At 68.3% G+C, this 15818-nt stretch carries 17 protein-coding genes; 6 read left to right on the forward strand and 11 right to left on the reverse strand.

Going from position 1 to position 15818, the window contains the following annotated elements; genetic code table 11:
• The first annotated feature begins 102 nt into the window (after window positions 1-102).
• Both ABZS54_RS13725 and metG read left to right on the forward strand, forming a co-directional pair.
• The gene (locus tag ABZS54_RS13725; RefSeq protein WP_355534410.1) at window positions 103-750 is read left to right on the forward strand and encodes a class I SAM-dependent methyltransferase; all 648 of its coding nucleotides are present in this window, start codon (window positions 103-105) and stop codon (window positions 748-750) included.
• 170 nt (window positions 751-920) lie between these two features.
• Window positions 921-2624 (forward strand): methionine--tRNA ligase, encoded by a 1704-nt coding sequence (gene metG, locus ABZS54_RS13730; RefSeq protein ID WP_355534412.1) that lies wholly within the window; start codon window positions 921-923, stop codon window positions 2622-2624.
• A 48-nt stretch (window positions 2625-2672) separates the two neighbouring features.
• Here metG and ABZS54_RS13735 read toward each other — a convergent pair whose 3' ends face one another.
• From ABZS54_RS13735 to ABZS54_RS13765, 7 genes are all read right to left on the reverse strand, one after another.
• Entirely contained in the window at window positions 2673-3326 is a 654-nt protein-coding gene (locus ABZS54_RS13735) for a histidine phosphatase family protein (protein ID WP_355534414.1), read from the reverse strand.
• Window positions 3323-3880, reverse strand: a complete 558-nt coding sequence (locus ABZS54_RS13740) for an FkbM family methyltransferase (protein ID WP_355534416.1) — start codon at window positions 3878-3880, stop codon at window positions 3323-3325. Before ABZS54_RS13740 ends, ABZS54_RS13735 begins: the two co-directional genes overlap by 4 nt.
• On the reverse strand, window positions 3774-5327 hold the full coding sequence (locus tag ABZS54_RS13745) for a hypothetical protein (RefSeq protein WP_355534418.1): 1554 nt from the start codon (window positions 5325-5327) through the stop codon (window positions 3774-3776). Before ABZS54_RS13745 ends, ABZS54_RS13740 begins: the two co-directional genes overlap by 107 nt.
• 162 nt (window positions 5328-5489) lie before the next feature.
• Window positions 5490-6596 (reverse strand): glycosyltransferase family protein, encoded by a 1107-nt coding sequence (locus ABZS54_RS13750; protein WP_355534441.1) that lies wholly within the window; start codon window positions 6594-6596, stop codon window positions 5490-5492.
• 8 nt (window positions 6597-6604) lie between these two features.
• Entirely contained in the window at window positions 6605-8071 is a 1467-nt protein-coding gene (locus tag ABZS54_RS13755) for a N,N-dimethylformamidase beta subunit family domain-containing protein (RefSeq protein ID WP_355534420.1), read from the reverse strand.
• 413 nt (window positions 8072-8484) lie between these two features.
• Window positions 8485-8694 carry a DUF397 domain-containing protein gene (locus tag ABZS54_RS13760; protein ID WP_355534421.1) on the reverse strand — a complete coding sequence of 70 codons (210 nt, stop codon included), beginning with the start codon at window positions 8692-8694 and terminating at the stop codon, window positions 8485-8487.
• Window positions 8691-9572, reverse strand: coding sequence for a helix-turn-helix transcriptional regulator (locus ABZS54_RS13765; RefSeq protein ID WP_355534423.1), 882 nt, complete (start codon window positions 9570-9572; stop codon window positions 8691-8693). Before ABZS54_RS13765 ends, ABZS54_RS13760 begins: the two co-directional genes overlap by 4 nt.
• A gap of 218 nt (window positions 9573-9790) precedes the next feature.
• Between ABZS54_RS13765 and ABZS54_RS13770 the strand changes: the two genes are divergently transcribed.
• From ABZS54_RS13770 to ABZS54_RS13785, 4 genes are all read left to right on the forward strand, one after another.
• Entirely contained in the window at window positions 9791-10135 is a 345-nt protein-coding gene (locus ABZS54_RS13770; RefSeq protein ID WP_355534443.1) for an ATP-binding protein, read from the forward strand.
• 229 nt (window positions 10136-10364) lie between these two features.
• Entirely contained in the window at window positions 10365-10799 is a 435-nt protein-coding gene (locus ABZS54_RS13775) for a hypothetical protein (protein ID WP_355534425.1), read from the forward strand.
• 41 nt (window positions 10800-10840) lie between these two features.
• Window positions 10841-11377, forward strand: a complete 537-nt coding sequence (locus ABZS54_RS13780; protein ID WP_355534427.1) for a hypothetical protein — start codon at window positions 10841-10843, stop codon at window positions 11375-11377.
• A 94-nt stretch (window positions 11378-11471) separates the two neighbouring features.
• On the forward strand, window positions 11472-11708 hold the full coding sequence (locus ABZS54_RS13785; RefSeq protein ID WP_355534429.1) for a Mur ligase domain-containing protein: 237 nt from the start codon (window positions 11472-11474) through the stop codon (window positions 11706-11708).
• Between the two features lie 106 nt (window positions 11709-11814).
• Here ABZS54_RS13785 and ABZS54_RS13790 read toward each other — a convergent pair whose 3' ends face one another.
• The 4 genes from ABZS54_RS13790 to ABZS54_RS13805 all read right to left on the reverse strand — a co-directional run bounded on the left by ABZS54_RS13790 (window position 11815) and on the right by ABZS54_RS13805 (window position 15494).
• Window positions 11815-12123 carry a hypothetical protein gene (locus ABZS54_RS13790; protein WP_355534431.1) on the reverse strand — a complete coding sequence of 103 codons (309 nt, stop codon included), beginning with the start codon at window positions 12121-12123 and terminating at the stop codon, window positions 11815-11817.
• A gap of 181 nt (window positions 12124-12304) precedes the next feature.
• On the reverse strand, window positions 12305-14029 hold the full coding sequence (locus tag ABZS54_RS13795; protein ID WP_355534433.1) for a relaxase/mobilization nuclease domain-containing protein: 1725 nt from the start codon (window positions 14027-14029) through the stop codon (window positions 12305-12307).
• Window positions 14026-14466, reverse strand: a complete 441-nt coding sequence (locus ABZS54_RS13800; RefSeq protein ID WP_355534435.1) for a hypothetical protein — start codon at window positions 14464-14466, stop codon at window positions 14026-14028. The genes ABZS54_RS13795 and ABZS54_RS13800 overlap by 4 nt, the downstream gene beginning before the upstream one ends.
• 299 nt (window positions 14467-14765) lie before the next feature.
• Entirely contained in the window at window positions 14766-15494 is a 729-nt protein-coding gene (locus tag ABZS54_RS13805; RefSeq protein WP_355534437.1) for a DUF2637 domain-containing protein, read from the reverse strand.
• Window positions 15495-15818 lie beyond the last annotated feature (324 nt).

A 15818-nucleotide genomic window follows, 5' to 3' on the forward strand; every position in this document is an offset into this window, starting at 1 on the left:
CGGCAATACCGCTGAGCTGAAGGCCGTGTGTGCTGAACTGCCCCTCCCACACAACGGGGGAGCTCAGCTTGACCTGAACATCTTGTGGAAGGCCGCGATGCCGTGAATGAAGTTCTGCGTGAGCAGGTCGCCTACTACCGGGCCCGAGCGGGTGACTACGACGTTGCCTACGCACAGCGCATGGGCCTTGAGTTTTTGTGGAGCGAGGTTGCGGGTTCCGCCATCGACGGTGACGTCTTGGAGCTGGCCTGCGGGACTGGGCAATGGACGCGCTACCTGGTCGACCGAGCGAGCACCCTGACAGCCCTCGATGCGGCACCGGAGATGCTGGCTGTCGCGCGGGAGCGGATGGCCGATGCGTCGGTCACCTTCGTTGAGGCCGACGTCTTTCAGTGGGTCCCGCTCCGTCGGTACGACACGGTGTTCTTCGCCTTCTGGCTCACCCACGTTCCGAGGAGCCACTTTGCAGCGTTCTGGGCCATGCTTCGCCAGGCGCTGAAGCCGGGTGGTCGCGTCGTGTTCGTGGACGATGGGCCCCGGAAGGCCGAGATTGAGACGCCGCTGCCGGGCCCTGACCCGACCATCGTGCGCCGTGAGCTGGTCGACGGGACGGTGCATCGTGCGGTGAAGGTCCTTCACGAGCCGCAGGAGCTGACGGCCGCGTTGGTGGCGCTTGGATGGACCGCGAATGTGCGCGCCAGCGGCCCGTACCATGTAATCGGGGAAGCCACCCCTCGAGACGCCGACTGACGGACCCTGCTTCCTGACCTCTGCGTGTCGACTCGGTGGCTTTCGGTATTCATCTGGGCGGGGCTCGACGCTGTGCTAGCTTTCTGTTACCGCTGGCCCTCGTTGTAGTCGCCGCACGCGCTTGTGGGTCCACGGCCGACCCGCAACCTCTTCATGGAGTAGTGCATCGCATGGCGAGATACCTCATCACGAGCGCCCTCCCGTACATCAACGGGATCAAGCACCTCGGCAATCTCGTCGGCTCCATGTTGCCCGCCGACGTGTACGCGCGGTACCTGCGCCAGCGTGGGCACGAGGTGCTGTACGTCTGTGCGACGGACGAGCACGGGACCCCGGCCGAGCTCGCGGCCAAGGACGCGGGGCTGTCGGTCGCCGAGTTCTGCGCGCAGCAGCACGACCTGCAGGCGCAGATCTACGCGGGCTTCGAGCTCTCCTTCGACCACTTCGGCCGCAGCTCCTCCGTGCAGAACCGCGAGCTGACGCAGCACTTCGGCAACCGGCTCGCCGAGCAGGGGCTGATCGAGGAGCGCGTGGTCAAGCAGGTGTACTCGCGTGCGGACGAGCGCTTCCTGCCCGACCGCTACGTGATCGGCACCTGCCCGCACTGCGGGTACGACGCGGCGCGCGGTGACCAGTGCGAGAACTGCACCCGCCTGCTCGACCCCACGCAGCTCATCGATCCTCGGTCCGCGATCAGCGGCAGCCACGATCTCGAAGTCCGGGACAGCAAGCACCTGTTCTTCCGGCAGTCGCAGCTCGCGCCGCGTCTGCGGGAGTGGATCGAGACCCGCGAGGGTTGGCCGACGTTGACCACCTCGATCGCGCTGAAGTGGCTGAACGAGGGCTTGGAGGACCGCGGCATCACGCGCGACCTCTCCTGGGGTGTCCCGGTGGCCCGCGAGGGCTTCGAGGACAAGGTCTACTACGTCTGGTTCGATGCCCCGATCGAGTACATCGCCGCGACCAAGGAGTGGGCCGACCAGGCCCCCGAGGGCGAGCGGGACTGGGAATCGTGGTGGCGGGATGCCTCGGATGTTCAGTACGTCCAGTTCATGGCCAAGGACAACATCCCGTTCCACACCATCACGTTCCCGGCCACGATCATGGGGACGGATGAACCGTGGAAGCTCGCGGACTTCATCAAGGGCTTCAACTGGCTGAACTACTACGGCGGCAAGTTCTCCACCAGCCGTCGCTACGGCATCTTCATGGACGCCGCGCTGGAGATCCTGCCGGCGGACTACTGGCGGTACTTCCTCATCGCCAACGCGCCCGAGTCGGATGACACGAGCTTTTCGTGGGAGCTGTTTTCCGCCCAGGTCAACAAGGACCTGGCCGACACCCTCGGCAACTTCGTCAACCGGGTGCTGGCCTTCAGTAACAAGAAGTTCGGCGGCCAGGTGCCTGCGGGCGGCACGCCCGGTCAGGCCGAAGCCGACCTGGGCGCCCAGGTGGTGGAACTGCTCGCCGAGTACCAGGAGCACCTGGAAGCGAACCAGTACCGCAAGGCTGCCCAGGCGCTGCGGGCCCTGTGGAGCGCGGCGAACGTCTACCTGGAGTTCAAGGCGCCGTGGACCGAGGTCAAGACCGACCCGGAGGCCGCCGCGCTCACGCTCCGAACCGCGATGAACCTGATCCACCTGTTCGGCGTCATCTCCGAGCCGGTGATCCCCGCCAGCGCCGCGACCATCCAGGGCATCTTCGAACTCGACGACGACGCCCGGCGCGTCTGGCCGGTCGCCGACGAGCTGAAGCAGCTCGACAAGGTCGCCGCCGGCATCGGATTTGAGGTTCCGCCGGTGTTGTTCCGTAAGATTGCCGATGAGGATGTCGCCATCTGGCGTGAGCGCTTCGGCGCGCCCTCCGAAGACTGAACCGCGGGAGCGGGCAGGCCGCCAATCCGGTCCGCCCCCGCGGTTCGCCTACACCGGCAGTTCGCTGCCCACCTCGCGCGGCGAGACGTTCATCAGAACGATCTCGCCGCGCGACGTCGTTTCCGGAACCCGCAGCAGGCTCAGCGCGGCGGAGCCCGGCACGTGGTCGAGGTAGTCCGAGAACAGGCGCCGCGCCAAGTGCAGGAGCAGGCAGGCGATCCCGCCTCCGTGGCCCACAAGCAGGACTCGTCGCGCGGGGCCGCCGCAGAGGTCGTCCCACAGCGCGACGTAGCGGGCCTGCACCTCCTCGCTCGTTTCCCCGCCCGGCACGCGATGGCGGTGGATCGGTACACCCGCTCGGGCCGCTTCCGCTGCGGCGAGTTCGCGGGGGCGGCCCGCGAGGTGGCCGCTGTTCTTCGCATCGAGGCGCTTGTCGGTCCTGACGTCCGGGATGGCGGCCAGGTACTCCCGCAGGATCTCGGCGGTGGCTTGGCAGCGGGCGGCCGGGCTGACGTACAGGCTGTCGAAGGCGATCCCGGCCAGGCGCGGTCCCAGCTCGTGCGTGTCCCTGGCGCCCTGCGTGCTGAGTTGACCGCCGATGCCTTGGCCCTGGTGCAGGCCGCGTTCGTTTTCCTCGGTCTGGCCGTGGCGAACGACGTAGATGTAGCGCTGTCGCTCGTGGTGCTCCTGGGGCGGGGTCAATCCCACTCCCGGACGTCGACCTGGGCGGACACCGCGGCGTACAGCTCCTCGTGCTCGTCGCGCGTCATCCACGAGAACCGGTCGTAGTGCCATTCGATGTAGAGCACGGAGACGAGGCGGAGGGTGTCGTCCGCAAGCATCTTGCGTAGGACCGGGTATTCGGCGCCTTCGATGTCCATCTTGACGATGAGGTCGTCACCGGTGGCGAAGGTCTTCCCGAGCCAGTTGCTGAAGTTCAGACAGGGGACGACGACCGGCTTGGTGTAGTCGATCTGCTGGTCGTTGTCGTATACCGGAGGCACCCACTTGCCCGGCAGGAGCGTCGAACTTTCGTGGTGGCCGAGGAACAAGTCGATCGTGCCGTCGTGCGTCCACACCGCTCGGTCGGACACGGTCACTCGTGGGTGGCCTGAGTCCCTTATGTGATCGTGGATGGACGTGTGCAGGTCAGCGTTGGGTTCGAACGCGTAGAAGTCGCGATCCGGGTGTTGGTCGATGAACGTCTTCAGGATGGCGCCGAGATTGGCGCCGCAGTCGATGAGGGCTTGGCGCATACTTCTCCTTCTTCATGGGCGGTACCTGTGGTGGCGGAATCTCCAGCTCGTGCAGCACGACGTCGGTGAGCACTTCGAGCCGGTGCGTGTGCGGGTGGTGGAAGCGCTCTTGGTAGCGGATCACGATGCGCTGGACCGGCTCTCGGCCTCGATAGCGTGGGAGGTCGCCCCAGTGGAAGAGCTGGCCTCCGGGCGCTTTGAGCCAACGCAGTCGTCGAGGAAGCGGGCTCTTGTGGGCGCCGTGGTTGAGTGCCGTGAACATCGAGGTCAGGTAGCGAGTGTGGTCCTCGACTTGTTGCGCGTCCGCCTGGACGTGGCCGTATCGGTGCTTGAGCTCGCGCATGGTCGTGGCGTCTCCGCCGGATGCGGCGATGTGATCGCGTAGGTCACGGTCCCAGACGATGCCGAGGTGTCCGTGCAGGACGGGCTCGTCCGTGAGGAAGTAGCCGTGGACGCGCCCGTATTCGCGCTCGTACGGGCACATGAAGTCGTTGTACAGGCCGTAGCTGCGGCCGTTCGTAGTCTCGACTTCCCAGTGCACACGGGCGGTGAACGGCGCGTCCCACCAGCCGAGGTGGAAGGGCTGCCAGACCATATCCGCGCAAGCCAGGAGCACGATCACCGCAGCTGTGGCGGCTCCTGCCACCCCGAAGAGCGGCGTCGCCGGCAGGTCTGCGTGGATCAGTGCGGCGGCCAGGAGGAGGTTCGCGGCGATGTTCTCCCAGAAGAAGATGCCCGACGCGAGGGCGATCACGAGGTTGAAACCGGCGGTGGCCACCAGGCAGGCGATCAGCAGCCGCGGATCAAGGAAGGCGATCAGACCGGCGCTTTCGACGAGCATCGTCGCTATGTTCATTGGGCGGTCCAGCCGCGCCAGCACAACCAGCACGCGACGGGCGGAGCGTGCGGGTACGAATCGTGCCCAGCCCCACGCGTACGCCGATCCCGCCAAGTAGTGCGTGCGGTTGTGCCATGCCCAGTCCCAGCAGTGCTTCCCCAGCCTGGCCTTGCTCCAGGCCGGTTTGACGTAGTGGGACAGCGCCACGCAGCCCAGCAGCATGACGATGGCGTCGGGTGAGGTGGTCACGGTGACGGCTGTCCACGCGTGGGCCGCGCCGATCAGCAAGCCGGTGGCGCACCACGCGAGTGAAGCCTTGACCAGGCGGATCGGCATCATCGCGTGGTGCTGCCACCCGTCGAAGTACCGGCATGCGATGGCCAGCCAGCACAACAGCGCCGGCAGGTAGAGCACACCGGCTGCGGCGCTCACCACCAACGCGGCCCGCGCGAGTACTTGGCGCCGTCGGGGGTGCGTCACGTCGTAGTCCAGCGTCCACCAGCGCCAGGTCAGCAGGGCGACGACGGCCAGGACCGCGAGGTTCATCGGCCCGGCGTCGCTCATGCCCGCAGCCGGTTCGACGATGGTCGGCAGCACGACGAAGAGCACGGCGGCGGTGCTCCGTGTGGCCTTCCGCGCTCTTCCGGGGCCCCATGCGCCGGCCAGCGCGCGAACTAACGGGGAGACCCCGAAGCGGTAGCAGGCCAGGGAGACCGCAAGAGTCAGGGCCTGGGCGGCTTCGGCGTCGGACCATGTAGGCGTGAGCAATGCCTATCGCCCCATGGAGAACGCTCGGCGACTGGATGCGAGGCTCTCCAGGTGCGTGGCGATTCGTTCCACGGGATCCTCGGCGAGGAACTCTGCCAGCTCCGCGTTGATTCGAACCGCGTACTCCGCGCGTCGTCCCAGGAACTCCGCAACGCGGCCCGGCTCGATGGTCGCCGCCCCCTCGCCGAAGCCACGACGGTTCACGGTGTGGGCGCACCAATGCTGGTCATAGGTGGGAAGAGGGACCAGATAACACGGTTTGCCGAGAGCGAACGCCTCTGCTATCAGGTTGAATCCCGCGTTGCAGAACACCGCCTGACATGCCATCAGATCGCTGAGGAACCGTTCTCGATCGAAAATTCGGACCTCGACGTTGGCCTCGCTGTAGGGGCGTACGGCGGCGAAGTCCTCCCGGCGGATGTAGATCCGCAATCGGCTTTCCGGAGCGCTGGTGCGGAAGAAGTCCGCAAGGGCGCGGGCCGCGCGCTGCGGGCCGTGCTCGAAGTATCGGGAGAAGTACGCGACTGACAGCGTGCTGTCCGCCGGCGTGGCCGTGCGGATGGACTTGGTCAGGATCGGGGGTATCACGTCCACTGCGGATCGGGACGAGTGCATCGGCATGAACGAACACACGAACGATCGCTGCACGCGCGGCATGAACACGCGTAGGCGTTGACGTTCCGCCGCCCGGCGGTAGGTCCCCAACGGAGGCAGGTCGAGGTGGCGGTACTTGCTTTGCTGGTCGACCGAGATCACTGGGCGACCGAATCCGTACGCCAGCCAGGCGCTGTTGGGCTCGTAGTCGGTGACGAACACGTCCGGGACGCCGGTCTTGCGTAACTGATCGCGGATGAAGGCGTACCGGCGTACGCCGGCGGGCATCTGGCGGTAGTTCGCGGCGATGCTGGCTCGCACGGGAATGCGTGCGGGGGTGCCTATGAGTCGCGGCAGCCATCCCTCCCATGTGGTGAACCCGAGGTCACGGAAGTACGTCACGGCGCCGCCGCTGGTCACGATCTGTACGTCGTGGCCCCGTGAACGCAGAAGGGAGGCAAGCTCACCCTGTCGAACGCCGTGCCCCATGCCAATGCCGTTGACACCGATCAGCACGCGCAAGGTCAGTTCCTTTGGTCGCGGGACAAGCGGGTGATGACGTTCCGGGTGACGGTCGCAACGCGCCGGTCGTGCATCAGGGCTCGGGACCAGTCGGTGGTTGCTGCGGTGAAGACCGTGCCGCCGCGGGTGTACAGCCCGAACGTTGCGGCGCGCGGCGGGTATGAGTCATCGCGGGCACTGAACTCCCATCCCTGGGAAGCTCCTTGGGGCAGTTCCGCGATGCCGAGGATCGTGAAATCGGTGGGTGTCCCGTCGCTTCCGGTGGGTCGGGCGCGACCTGTCGGGTCTCGATCGAAGCGCGCGCCGTCACACTCGTACCCGACGATCGCGTGCTCGGCTCCCAGGACGTCGCCGTCGGCCATGCCCGTGCCAGCAAAGGCCCAGTGGTCGGTGTGCTGGACGGTGTAGCCGATCGGTGCGCGGATGCCGCTCCAGTGGCCTCCGCCGTTGCGGTAGCTGACGCCGGTAAGGGAGTTCTCCGGTTCGGTCTCCCACCACTTGTCGGGGGCGTACCGCAGACCATCGGGATCGCCGCCGGTCGAGAGCGGCGGGTATTTCTCGCAGCAGACCGTAGCGTCGTCCTCCGCGATGCGGATGCGCCACCAGCAGGTGTTGGCACCGAAGTTCGCGATGTTCCCTCCGGCGTCGCGGAAGGTCTCGGTGTTCCGGCGGATCTCGTCGGTCCAGTACTCGTCGTGGCCGGCCGAAAGCAGTAGGCGGTAGCCGTCGTCCAGGTGACGGCCCTCGTGGAGGTCGAGGTCTGTGCAGAAGTCGCAGGCGATGCCGTTGGATTCGAGCCATGCGATGAACGGGGCGTCCCAGTGCGCGAATGTCTGGCGAGGCGTGGCGAGATCGTGCGCGTCGGGCATGCCCTTGACCGGGCCTCCGACCCCACCGCCCGGCCGCCGCAGGTTCACTCGGGCTATGCCTCCGCCCTGGGCGGTTCCCTGAGGGTCGCCGTCGGGGCCGTACAGGCTGCCGCCACCGCTCAGGTTGTAGGCGTGATAGGTGAGGATCGGGACCTTGTACAGCACGTCGGCGTTGCGCGGGCCTGAGGGCGTGACCAGCACGAGGAGCCGAGCGGTGCGTGCGTCCAGGGCAGGGCCGCCAAGGTGCTCTACTGTCGGCGGCCGGGCCCCTGGCTCCGGGGTGAGCACCACGATGTAGACACCCGACGGCCAGTCGGAGGGGACTGAGAAGTCGAAACGGGGCCACTGCCAGTCCTCGTCGTAGCGACGAGGCTCCGCCCTCTCACCAGCCCAGACCACACTTGCCATCGGCGGGGCTTGGTGTCCGGCACGGTGAAAATCAGCTCGGAAGCGCCGTGCTGTTGTTGCGACGTGCAGCACAAGCACGTCACCAGCGCGAGTGCTCACCCTGGCCGGATATCCCGCGACGGTATGGGAGTTCGCGTCTTCGACCAGGCCAATACTCAAGGAGTTGACCGGGGTCTGGCGGCGCGCCGACATCGCCACGTTCCTGGAGTTCTCGAATCGAGCGAGCCTGCATCCATGCCGCTACGCCCCCGTTGCTCGAAGTCCGATCCTTGTCGCCTTCTGCGTCAATCTGATCGCCGAGCGTAGACCGGCGGTCACGATCGTGGGGTTGCTTCGGGATCTCGATGAGAAGTTGGCCGAAAGATCGCGCATCACATGAGTCACAGGAGTCACGCGCTCTCGCAGGGGGGCGGGGTTCCGTTTGACGCCGACCCACAGAGTTCGTCATTCACGGGTTCGCCAACGTCGGCATGGCGGAATGTGTGCCGCGGACGGTTCGTTGCTTCGCTTGCATGGAGGTTGGTCCGACTCGGCATGAGGCTGTCGTGCGCTCCGTACGCGAAAGACCCCCCGAGGGGGGCCTTCGCCGGTTCGACGGCGCCGATTCAGGCGAGTTTCAGGGCCTCGGTCAGTGCGCTCCAGGCAGACACGTCGTAGGTCTGCACCGGGCCGTCCGTCACCTTGCTGTCGCGGACGCCAACCGCCGAGCCGAGCGGGGCAGTCTCGACGCACGCGTTGCCCTCGCCGGAATGGCTGGACTTGCGCCACGCCGAAACAGGTGGGGGCGTGGCACGGCCGTGGTTCTGGTTGTTCACTTCGTCTCTTTCATTCTGCTGGAGAGGAGCGCGTCCGCCCCCTCGGGCGTCAGCGCCTCGTCGGTTAGCCTGCCGAAGATTCGGCGCGCACGTCTGGCGTCCCTGGGATCTTCTCGGAGCAGCGTCGAGCCCACGACATCGAAGAAGGTCACGTCTGGGTCGTCATCGGGGAACTCCAACACGGTAATGCCGTTGGACGTGATCACCATGGTGCTGGCCGTGTTCGGGATGATGTGCAGGGTAACGTTCGGTCGCCTCATCATCTCGCGCAGGTGAGCGAGTTGGCCATGGAGGACGGCCCGCCCGCCGAGCTGGATGTGCAGCGCCGCTTCGTTCACGAAGGCTTCGACGGCGAGGGGCTCGGGGCCGTCGAGGCGCCTCTGCCGCTGCATGCGGACATCGACGAGGTCGTCGACCTGCATCTCACCGAACCCGAAGTATCCGCCGGTGTGCATGGCTCGGGCGTAGTCCCGCGTCTGCAACAGGCCCGGGACGCCGAGCGGCATGTACTCCAGGTAGCGAACGGCCTCATTTTCCCAGGCGATGTACTCGGTGTAGCCGGCGCTCAGGACATCGCTGTAGCGCGTCCACCAATTCCTGGTTCTGGGCTGTCCGTCGCGTGCGTACTGTTCGAGCTGGCCGCGTTCACTCGTGTCGATCTCGTAGATGGCGCACAGGAGTTCAAGGTCTTCTGCTGAAGCTTCGGCATGACCGTTCTCGATCCTGCTCAGTCGGCTGCGCGTGATCCGACTCTGCGTGTGGACCTGGTCGAGCGTCAGGTCCTTCTCCTTGCGAATCCGCTTCAGTTCCGTGCCCAACCTGCGGCGTTGCAGCACGGACCCCGAATTGACCGGCATGGCTGCCTCCTTGGGGCTCATTGTGCCGCACCCTTCCCCGTTCGAGGGACATCTCGCAATTTCTCTGAGATTCTCATTGACGTCCCATTGAGAGTTTGGGACGGTCTGTATGAGCGACCCAAAGCGCCTACAAGATCACTTTGGGTGACGAAATCACTAGCCCGCACCCCACAAGTCAGGGGACAGCTGTGCCTATCGACGCCCTCTTGCGTCCGTCCGTTCTTCGTCTCCAAGGCCCGATGCCCGTGCGGGCGGCGCGAGATCACGTGGCGGTACGGGGCAAGGCCGTAGGGACAAACGCGCACGATGTCGCCCTGGTCGTGGGCGAGCTGGTTGCGAACGTGTTTGAGCACGGGCATCCCACGAGCGCGGTGCTGGTGGCCACACACACCGCCGATGGCACTTTCTGGGTAACGGTGCTGGCCCGGCAGGAAGAGGTGCAGTTGCCGACGCCCGCCGAGGATCCCGAAGCCGAGTCCGGGCGGGGTTTACTCCTGACCCAGGCGTTGACGACCGTGTTCCGATGTGAACGTCGCCAGGGTGGCTACCAGGCGTTCGTAGCGGGGTTCGAGGTACTCACCTGAGCAGCTGGCTGGTTCGGCGCTGGAGGGCAACAAGGCGCCCACCACCCGCCGTGTCCTGGTCCGGGACGTGCCGCACCCCCGGGCGCTGGCCACCCGTGCCCGAGGCCCAGACGCTCGGAATCGGTGTCCATGAGCAGGACGCCGCGTACTTGCCGCCCGCGGCTCCTCCCACCCGACCGGGTCGGACCAACCATCCTGTCGAAGCGCCTGAGCAAAGGACTGTGACCGTATGGACAGCCCACTTCCCCGCCCCGATCACATGCTCGGCAACCCGTACGCCCCGCGCCTGGTCGCGGCCGGTGAGACCTTCGACGTGGTCGAGGTCGACGACGTCCTCGGAGCCTGTGTGTTGGAACGTCTGCGTCGACAGGGCGTCGTGGTGGGCCCGGTCCTACACGACCGTCGTTATCGCCGGATGGGCTTCTTCGTCCCGGTCTCGCCCAAGGGCGCGACGTGGCGGGACCGGCGCGGCCCCAGACACCACGGCAAGGGCGCGTGGATCACCTTCCCTCCGCTCGTGTCCGACGGGCGCGACTTCCTCGTGTGGCGCGTCCCGCCCCGAGATTGCGGTGCCCCCACCCCGCTCCGCCTGGTCCGTGAGGCCATCACCACAGCTTCGGCGGCGTTGAACGCGTCCCCGGATCGGCGCCCCGGCGGGCGTTGATCCGGTCCACGCCCACGCGCGATGCCCTCAGGGGCACTGACGTGCTGGTGAACGACACGGCGGTCGACGCCGTCGCGTTGGCGCTCGCGTCGGTAACCGCTCCGATGGCCGCGTTGTGTCTGGTGGTGTCGCGGCGGTTGCGCGAACACCGCTTTGCGCAAGCCGGGTTGGTCGCCGCGAACGTCGTCAGTCCGCATCGGCCGTTGATCGATCGCACGCGCAGGGATCGGATGGCAATCCTGCACCCGATCACCGTGCGCACCCGCACCGGCCTCGTCGACCTGCCGATGTGGGAGACCCTGCGGTCTGCCGACGTGTGGGCGTGGCTGCGACCGGCCACCTTCGAACGCCCCAAGATGGCCGTGGCCCGGATCTCCGGGTTCGCCGACGAACTCGTTCTCGCGCAACGCCTCACTCGCCACGGGCTGTTGCCCGAACTCGGCGGCGACGGAGCGTACGTCGCGAGCGTCCTGCGCGGCGATCCCCTCACCGCCCGAACGATCTACAGCCTGGCGGGGTCCTTCGTCCGCCTGGGTGAGGCGATCCGCGCACTGCCACCCCACGGCGCGCCGAGCTGATCCGCCGCTCCTCCCAACCACCCCACGACCGCCGAACAACCCGACCGCAGCAACCGCCCATCTCCTGATCCGCGATGACATCCTGAAGGCATCGGTGAGCGACACCGGCGTTTGGACCCACCCGCCCTCGGCCCTGGCCGAGCAGTCCGTCGACCTGTCCCACCCGCACTTGGTCGGCGTCGGCGGCCACGGCATGTCCGCCCTCGCGCGGGTGCTGGGCCAGGACGGCGCCCGGGTCAGCAGCAGCGACCACGACCCGGCCCGTCTGGCGGCCATGGCCCGCGTGAAGGGCAAGAGAGGTTCGACGAACGAACTGAACTCAGACGGCTGAGCTGCGCTTGCTGTGCAGGTCGGCCATAGTGCTCCCCGGGTTTCGAATACGAGTGCAGCGAAGAGGAACGGCGCCGGATGAGGTATCCGACGCCGTTTCGCGCGTGTTAGAGGTAGATCCCGGCAAACGTCCCATCAAAGCCGAGGCTGGTGAGGGCCTCGGTGTAGGTCGGCCAGTACCGGTCCGGTGGTCCGGTGGTGAGGGTGTCGAAGTCGTCGGCGTCGAGGTCGGGTTCGTGCCATTGGTGCGCGCAGCGGCAGCGCACGAACACATGGCCGTGGTGGTGGACCAGGAGCCAGTCGCGGCGGGCGTCGCAGGCGGGGCAGCGGACGGGGATGCCGGTGACGCGCAGCTCGTCGGGGTGTTCGGTGCACATCGCCAGGTTGTCCTGGTCGTAGGTACCGGGTGCGGGCATGGGGTGCAGGTTCGGGGCCTGCGGGAGTGCGGGCTGGTGGTCGGGGTGGGGTTGGTGCACGGGGTCCTTTCCGGTCGGGGACGACACCATGCCCCCGACCGGGGACGGAAGTCCACGGTGTTGCGTGCCCCACTTCGGAGCGTGTTCGCGCAGGTCACAGACGCACCGGTGGGTGGGGCGATCAGCGTCTGCGGCGGTGTTCCTCCGTGGGCGGGAGCCGGTGGATCGGGGTGGCGGCGGCGGGTCGTGTCGGCGTGGTGGTGCAGGTGCTGCGTGCGGTGGCGGCTCGGGCTCGGGGGGTGGGTCGGTGGAGTTGGCGGCAGATGCGCCAGGTGAGGACTTCGGTGGGTGAGGCGGCGGTGTCGAGTTCGCGTTGCCCGGCGGCTTCGAGCAGGACGGTCGCCGGTGCCTTGCCTGTGCGGGTGGCCTGGGTGAGCGCGGTGTTCAGGGCGGGCCAGGCGGGGTCGGCCACGATGCGGTCGGCGTGCTCCGGCAGTACCTGCCGCAGGGCCTCCATGACTTCGGGCGTCGCCGGCGGCGTTTCCTGGCCGCGCGCTCGGGGCGTGGTGCCGGGCCGGGTTGCGCGCGTGGTCGTGGGGCGTGGCGTGGTGGTGTGGCGGTAGGCGGCCTGGAGGTGGATCAGGGCTTGGTGGGCTGCGGCGGCCTGTTGGTGGTGGTTGCGGAGTCGGTGCCAGTGGGCGGCGGCGAGTGCGGCCAGGACGAGGGTGCACAGGATCATGGCGGTGGCTCCGCCGTCCTGTTCGCCGCGGCCGGCCCACAGGAGGTCGCGGGCGGCTGAGCGCAGTGCGTCTCCGGCGCGTTGGTCGGCCCTGATGCGGGAGCGGGTGGCGCGTGCGAACGCGATCGAGGCACGGCGGACCTCGAACCGGGTGGGGCCGGTGGTGACGACGACCATCGCCGAGAACGCCTCGCCCAGCGCCGAGAGTTGCCCCGCCCCCGCCTCGTCGTCGCCTCGACGCAGGAGCCCGGGGACGGCGTCGATCGCGGACGCGGCCCGATGCCAAGGGCCGGTGGCGAGGGTGTCGCGGTGGGTGCCGGTGGGGAAGCGGGCGCGGACCTTGGGCAGGGACAGGTCGGGGGCGAGTGTCCCGCCGGCGAACCAGACGGGTTCGCCCCGGGCGTTGGTGTCGTCGGGCAGCGCGACGCTGTAGCCGGCGAGATCACCGGAGGGCAGGGTCCGCTTCTTCACCTTGACCTCGAGCTGGTCGAGGTGGCTGAAGAACTCGCTCTCGTCCGCCGACGCGGCCACAGCGGTGCGTACGCGCTCGCGCAGGGTCTCGCGGATCGTGGTGGTGTGTCCGCGGCGTTGGGCCTTGTGGCGTTCGGGGGCGGTGGGTCGTCGTGCGGCGGTGCGGTCGGGGCGGTCGACCCTCACCAGGCCCCATTCCTGTTCCATGCGGGCGCATTCGGCGCTGGCGCGGAAGACGTCCCGGAAGGTGTCGGGGGCGCGCAGGTCGGCTTGGATGCGGGTGGCGAGGATGTGGATGTGGTCGTCCGCATGGCGCACCGCGATCCAGCGGCAGCCGTTGGGGTCGCCCTCGGCGGCGATCCCTGCGGCGGCGACCACCCGGCGGGCGGCCTGGGCCCACTGCTCGTCGGTGAGGATCGGGTCGGTGGGGTGGTTACGGAGCGAGCAGTGCCACACGTGCTCGCGCGGTGCGTCCGCGCCGGCCTGGTCCACGCGCACGTCCATGAGGCGGGCCAGGCGGGTCAGGGCGGCGTCGTGTTCCGGCGTGTCGGGGTCGAAGCGTCCGGGCTCGGGGAGGAAGCCCTCCCAGGAGGCCACGATGTGCTGGTCGGTGTGGGGGCTGTGTTTCTTCCCGGGACCGAACACGTAGTGCAGGGCACCGACCGTCCGCGTGCCCTTGCCGATCTTGACGATCATCCGGTGGCCTGGCGGCCGAGGCGGTGGTCGGTGGCCGCCTCGTAGCGTTCGATGACCGCCGCGCACGCCCGGACTCCGGCGGTGACCGCCTCGGCCAGCACCGCGTCACTCGACCGACTGGCGCCACCGGCGTTGAGGCGGTGGGCGACCTGGTTGAACAAGGTGCCCACCCGGACGACCTCGGTCCGGCCGCGCACCAACTCGTCCAGGAGCGCGTCGTCGGCCGCGTTCGCGCGCGGGTGGGTGGTGTCTCGGGCGCGGGCGAGGGCGGCCTCGGCGATGAACCTGGCCGTCGAGATTCTCGCGGCGCGGGCGGCGCTGGCGATCTCGGCTTTCTCGGCGTCGCTCAGGCGAGTGCTCACGGGCTTGCGCTGGATGGTCTCGCGCTTGCGACTGCGCGGCGGAGCGTCGGCGACGGCAGCGGGCTGGACGGGCACACGTGGCGGCGTGTGGGCGTGAGGCTGTTCCCCCTCCTGTGGCGCCCCCCGGCGTCGCGGGCCGTGTGCGCCGTCCCCGCCCTCGGGGATAGGCGTGCTCGCGTGGGACCGGCCATGGGACGGTCCCACACCTTGCTTGCTCGCCCCGCCGAGAGAGAACTGCGTTACAGAGAAGGGGAGTTCGTTGTCCATGTGAGTGGCTCCAGAGTGCGAAGAGGTCGCCCGCCCGGAACGGCCGGGCGGGCGTGGGTCGGTGACGGCGAATCAGGCGGTCGGGGGCGTCCGGGCGGGGCGGGTGCTCAGCGGATTTCGGGCGGGATGGGCTGGGTCTGTTCGTCGCGGAGCACGCGCATCAGGGCGGTGAGGCGGTCGCTGCCGAGGGGGAGGCCGTGTACGCGGATCGCGTCGGTGACGATCGGGCGGGTGATCCGTCCGGCCTCCCGCGCCCCCCGGCGGGCGAGGCCGAGGAGGGTGTCCATGTCCGCCCCCGGAGGGCGACCCGCCGTCCTGACGCCCTCGTCTGCCGGCCGTGCGGTGGGCCGGGCGGGATTCCGTTCGGAGGCCACCGGATTGCCGTCGGATTCCGTTGGGCGCGAGTGCTCGAACACGGTGTCGATCTCGACCGGTTGAGTTGCGACCGGGACCGGGACCACCGAGCGCACCGGGGGGTGCGGGGGTCGGGCGGTGGGTTCGGGCGTGTCCTGGTGGCGGGTGATCAGGATGTACAGGTGGACCGCCCCGGCGAGGGCGAGCGGGGCGAGGGTCGACAGGACCCCGACGGTGGTGTCCCCGAGCCGCAGACCGGGATCGGCCCGGTCGCTCTGCTGGTTGATGCGGACCGCGTGCAGGGCGTTGGCCCAGATGCTCGCGCCGGTTGCGGATCCGAAGAGCAGCCACGCGTACACCCGCGCCGCTGGCGGCGCCGACCGCAGGACCAGCAGCGCGCGGATGCCGTAGGCGATGAACCCGTCGATCAGCAGCGGGAACAGGAAGCTCAGCGCGCCGCGCACGTGGACGGCCTCAGCCATCTGCCGCAGGGCGTCGTAGCTCAAGGCGAACCCGGCGAGGCCAAGCAGGGCGATGGCCGCGCGGTCCCACGCCGTCGCTCGTGCAGGGCTGGCGGTGTCGGTGATGGTGGTCAGGGACGCTCCTTGGGGGTGCGGGTGGGGTGGGCAAAGGTTTGGGCGAGTTCCGGCAGGGTCCCCGTTGCACGCGTCCCACTCGTTGCATCGCTGGTCAGCGCGGTGCCGGTCGCATGCCTGGGACGAGTCGACTCGTCCCGCCCCGCTCGTCCCCCCGCCGCACTGCGGGGGAGTTCGGATGAGACCACCTCTGAACACAACTCAACACAA

It is taken from the genome of Embleya sp. NPDC005575, assembly GCF_040605455.1.
Lineage (GTDB): Bacteria > Actinomycetota > Actinomycetes > Streptomycetales > Streptomycetaceae > Embleya.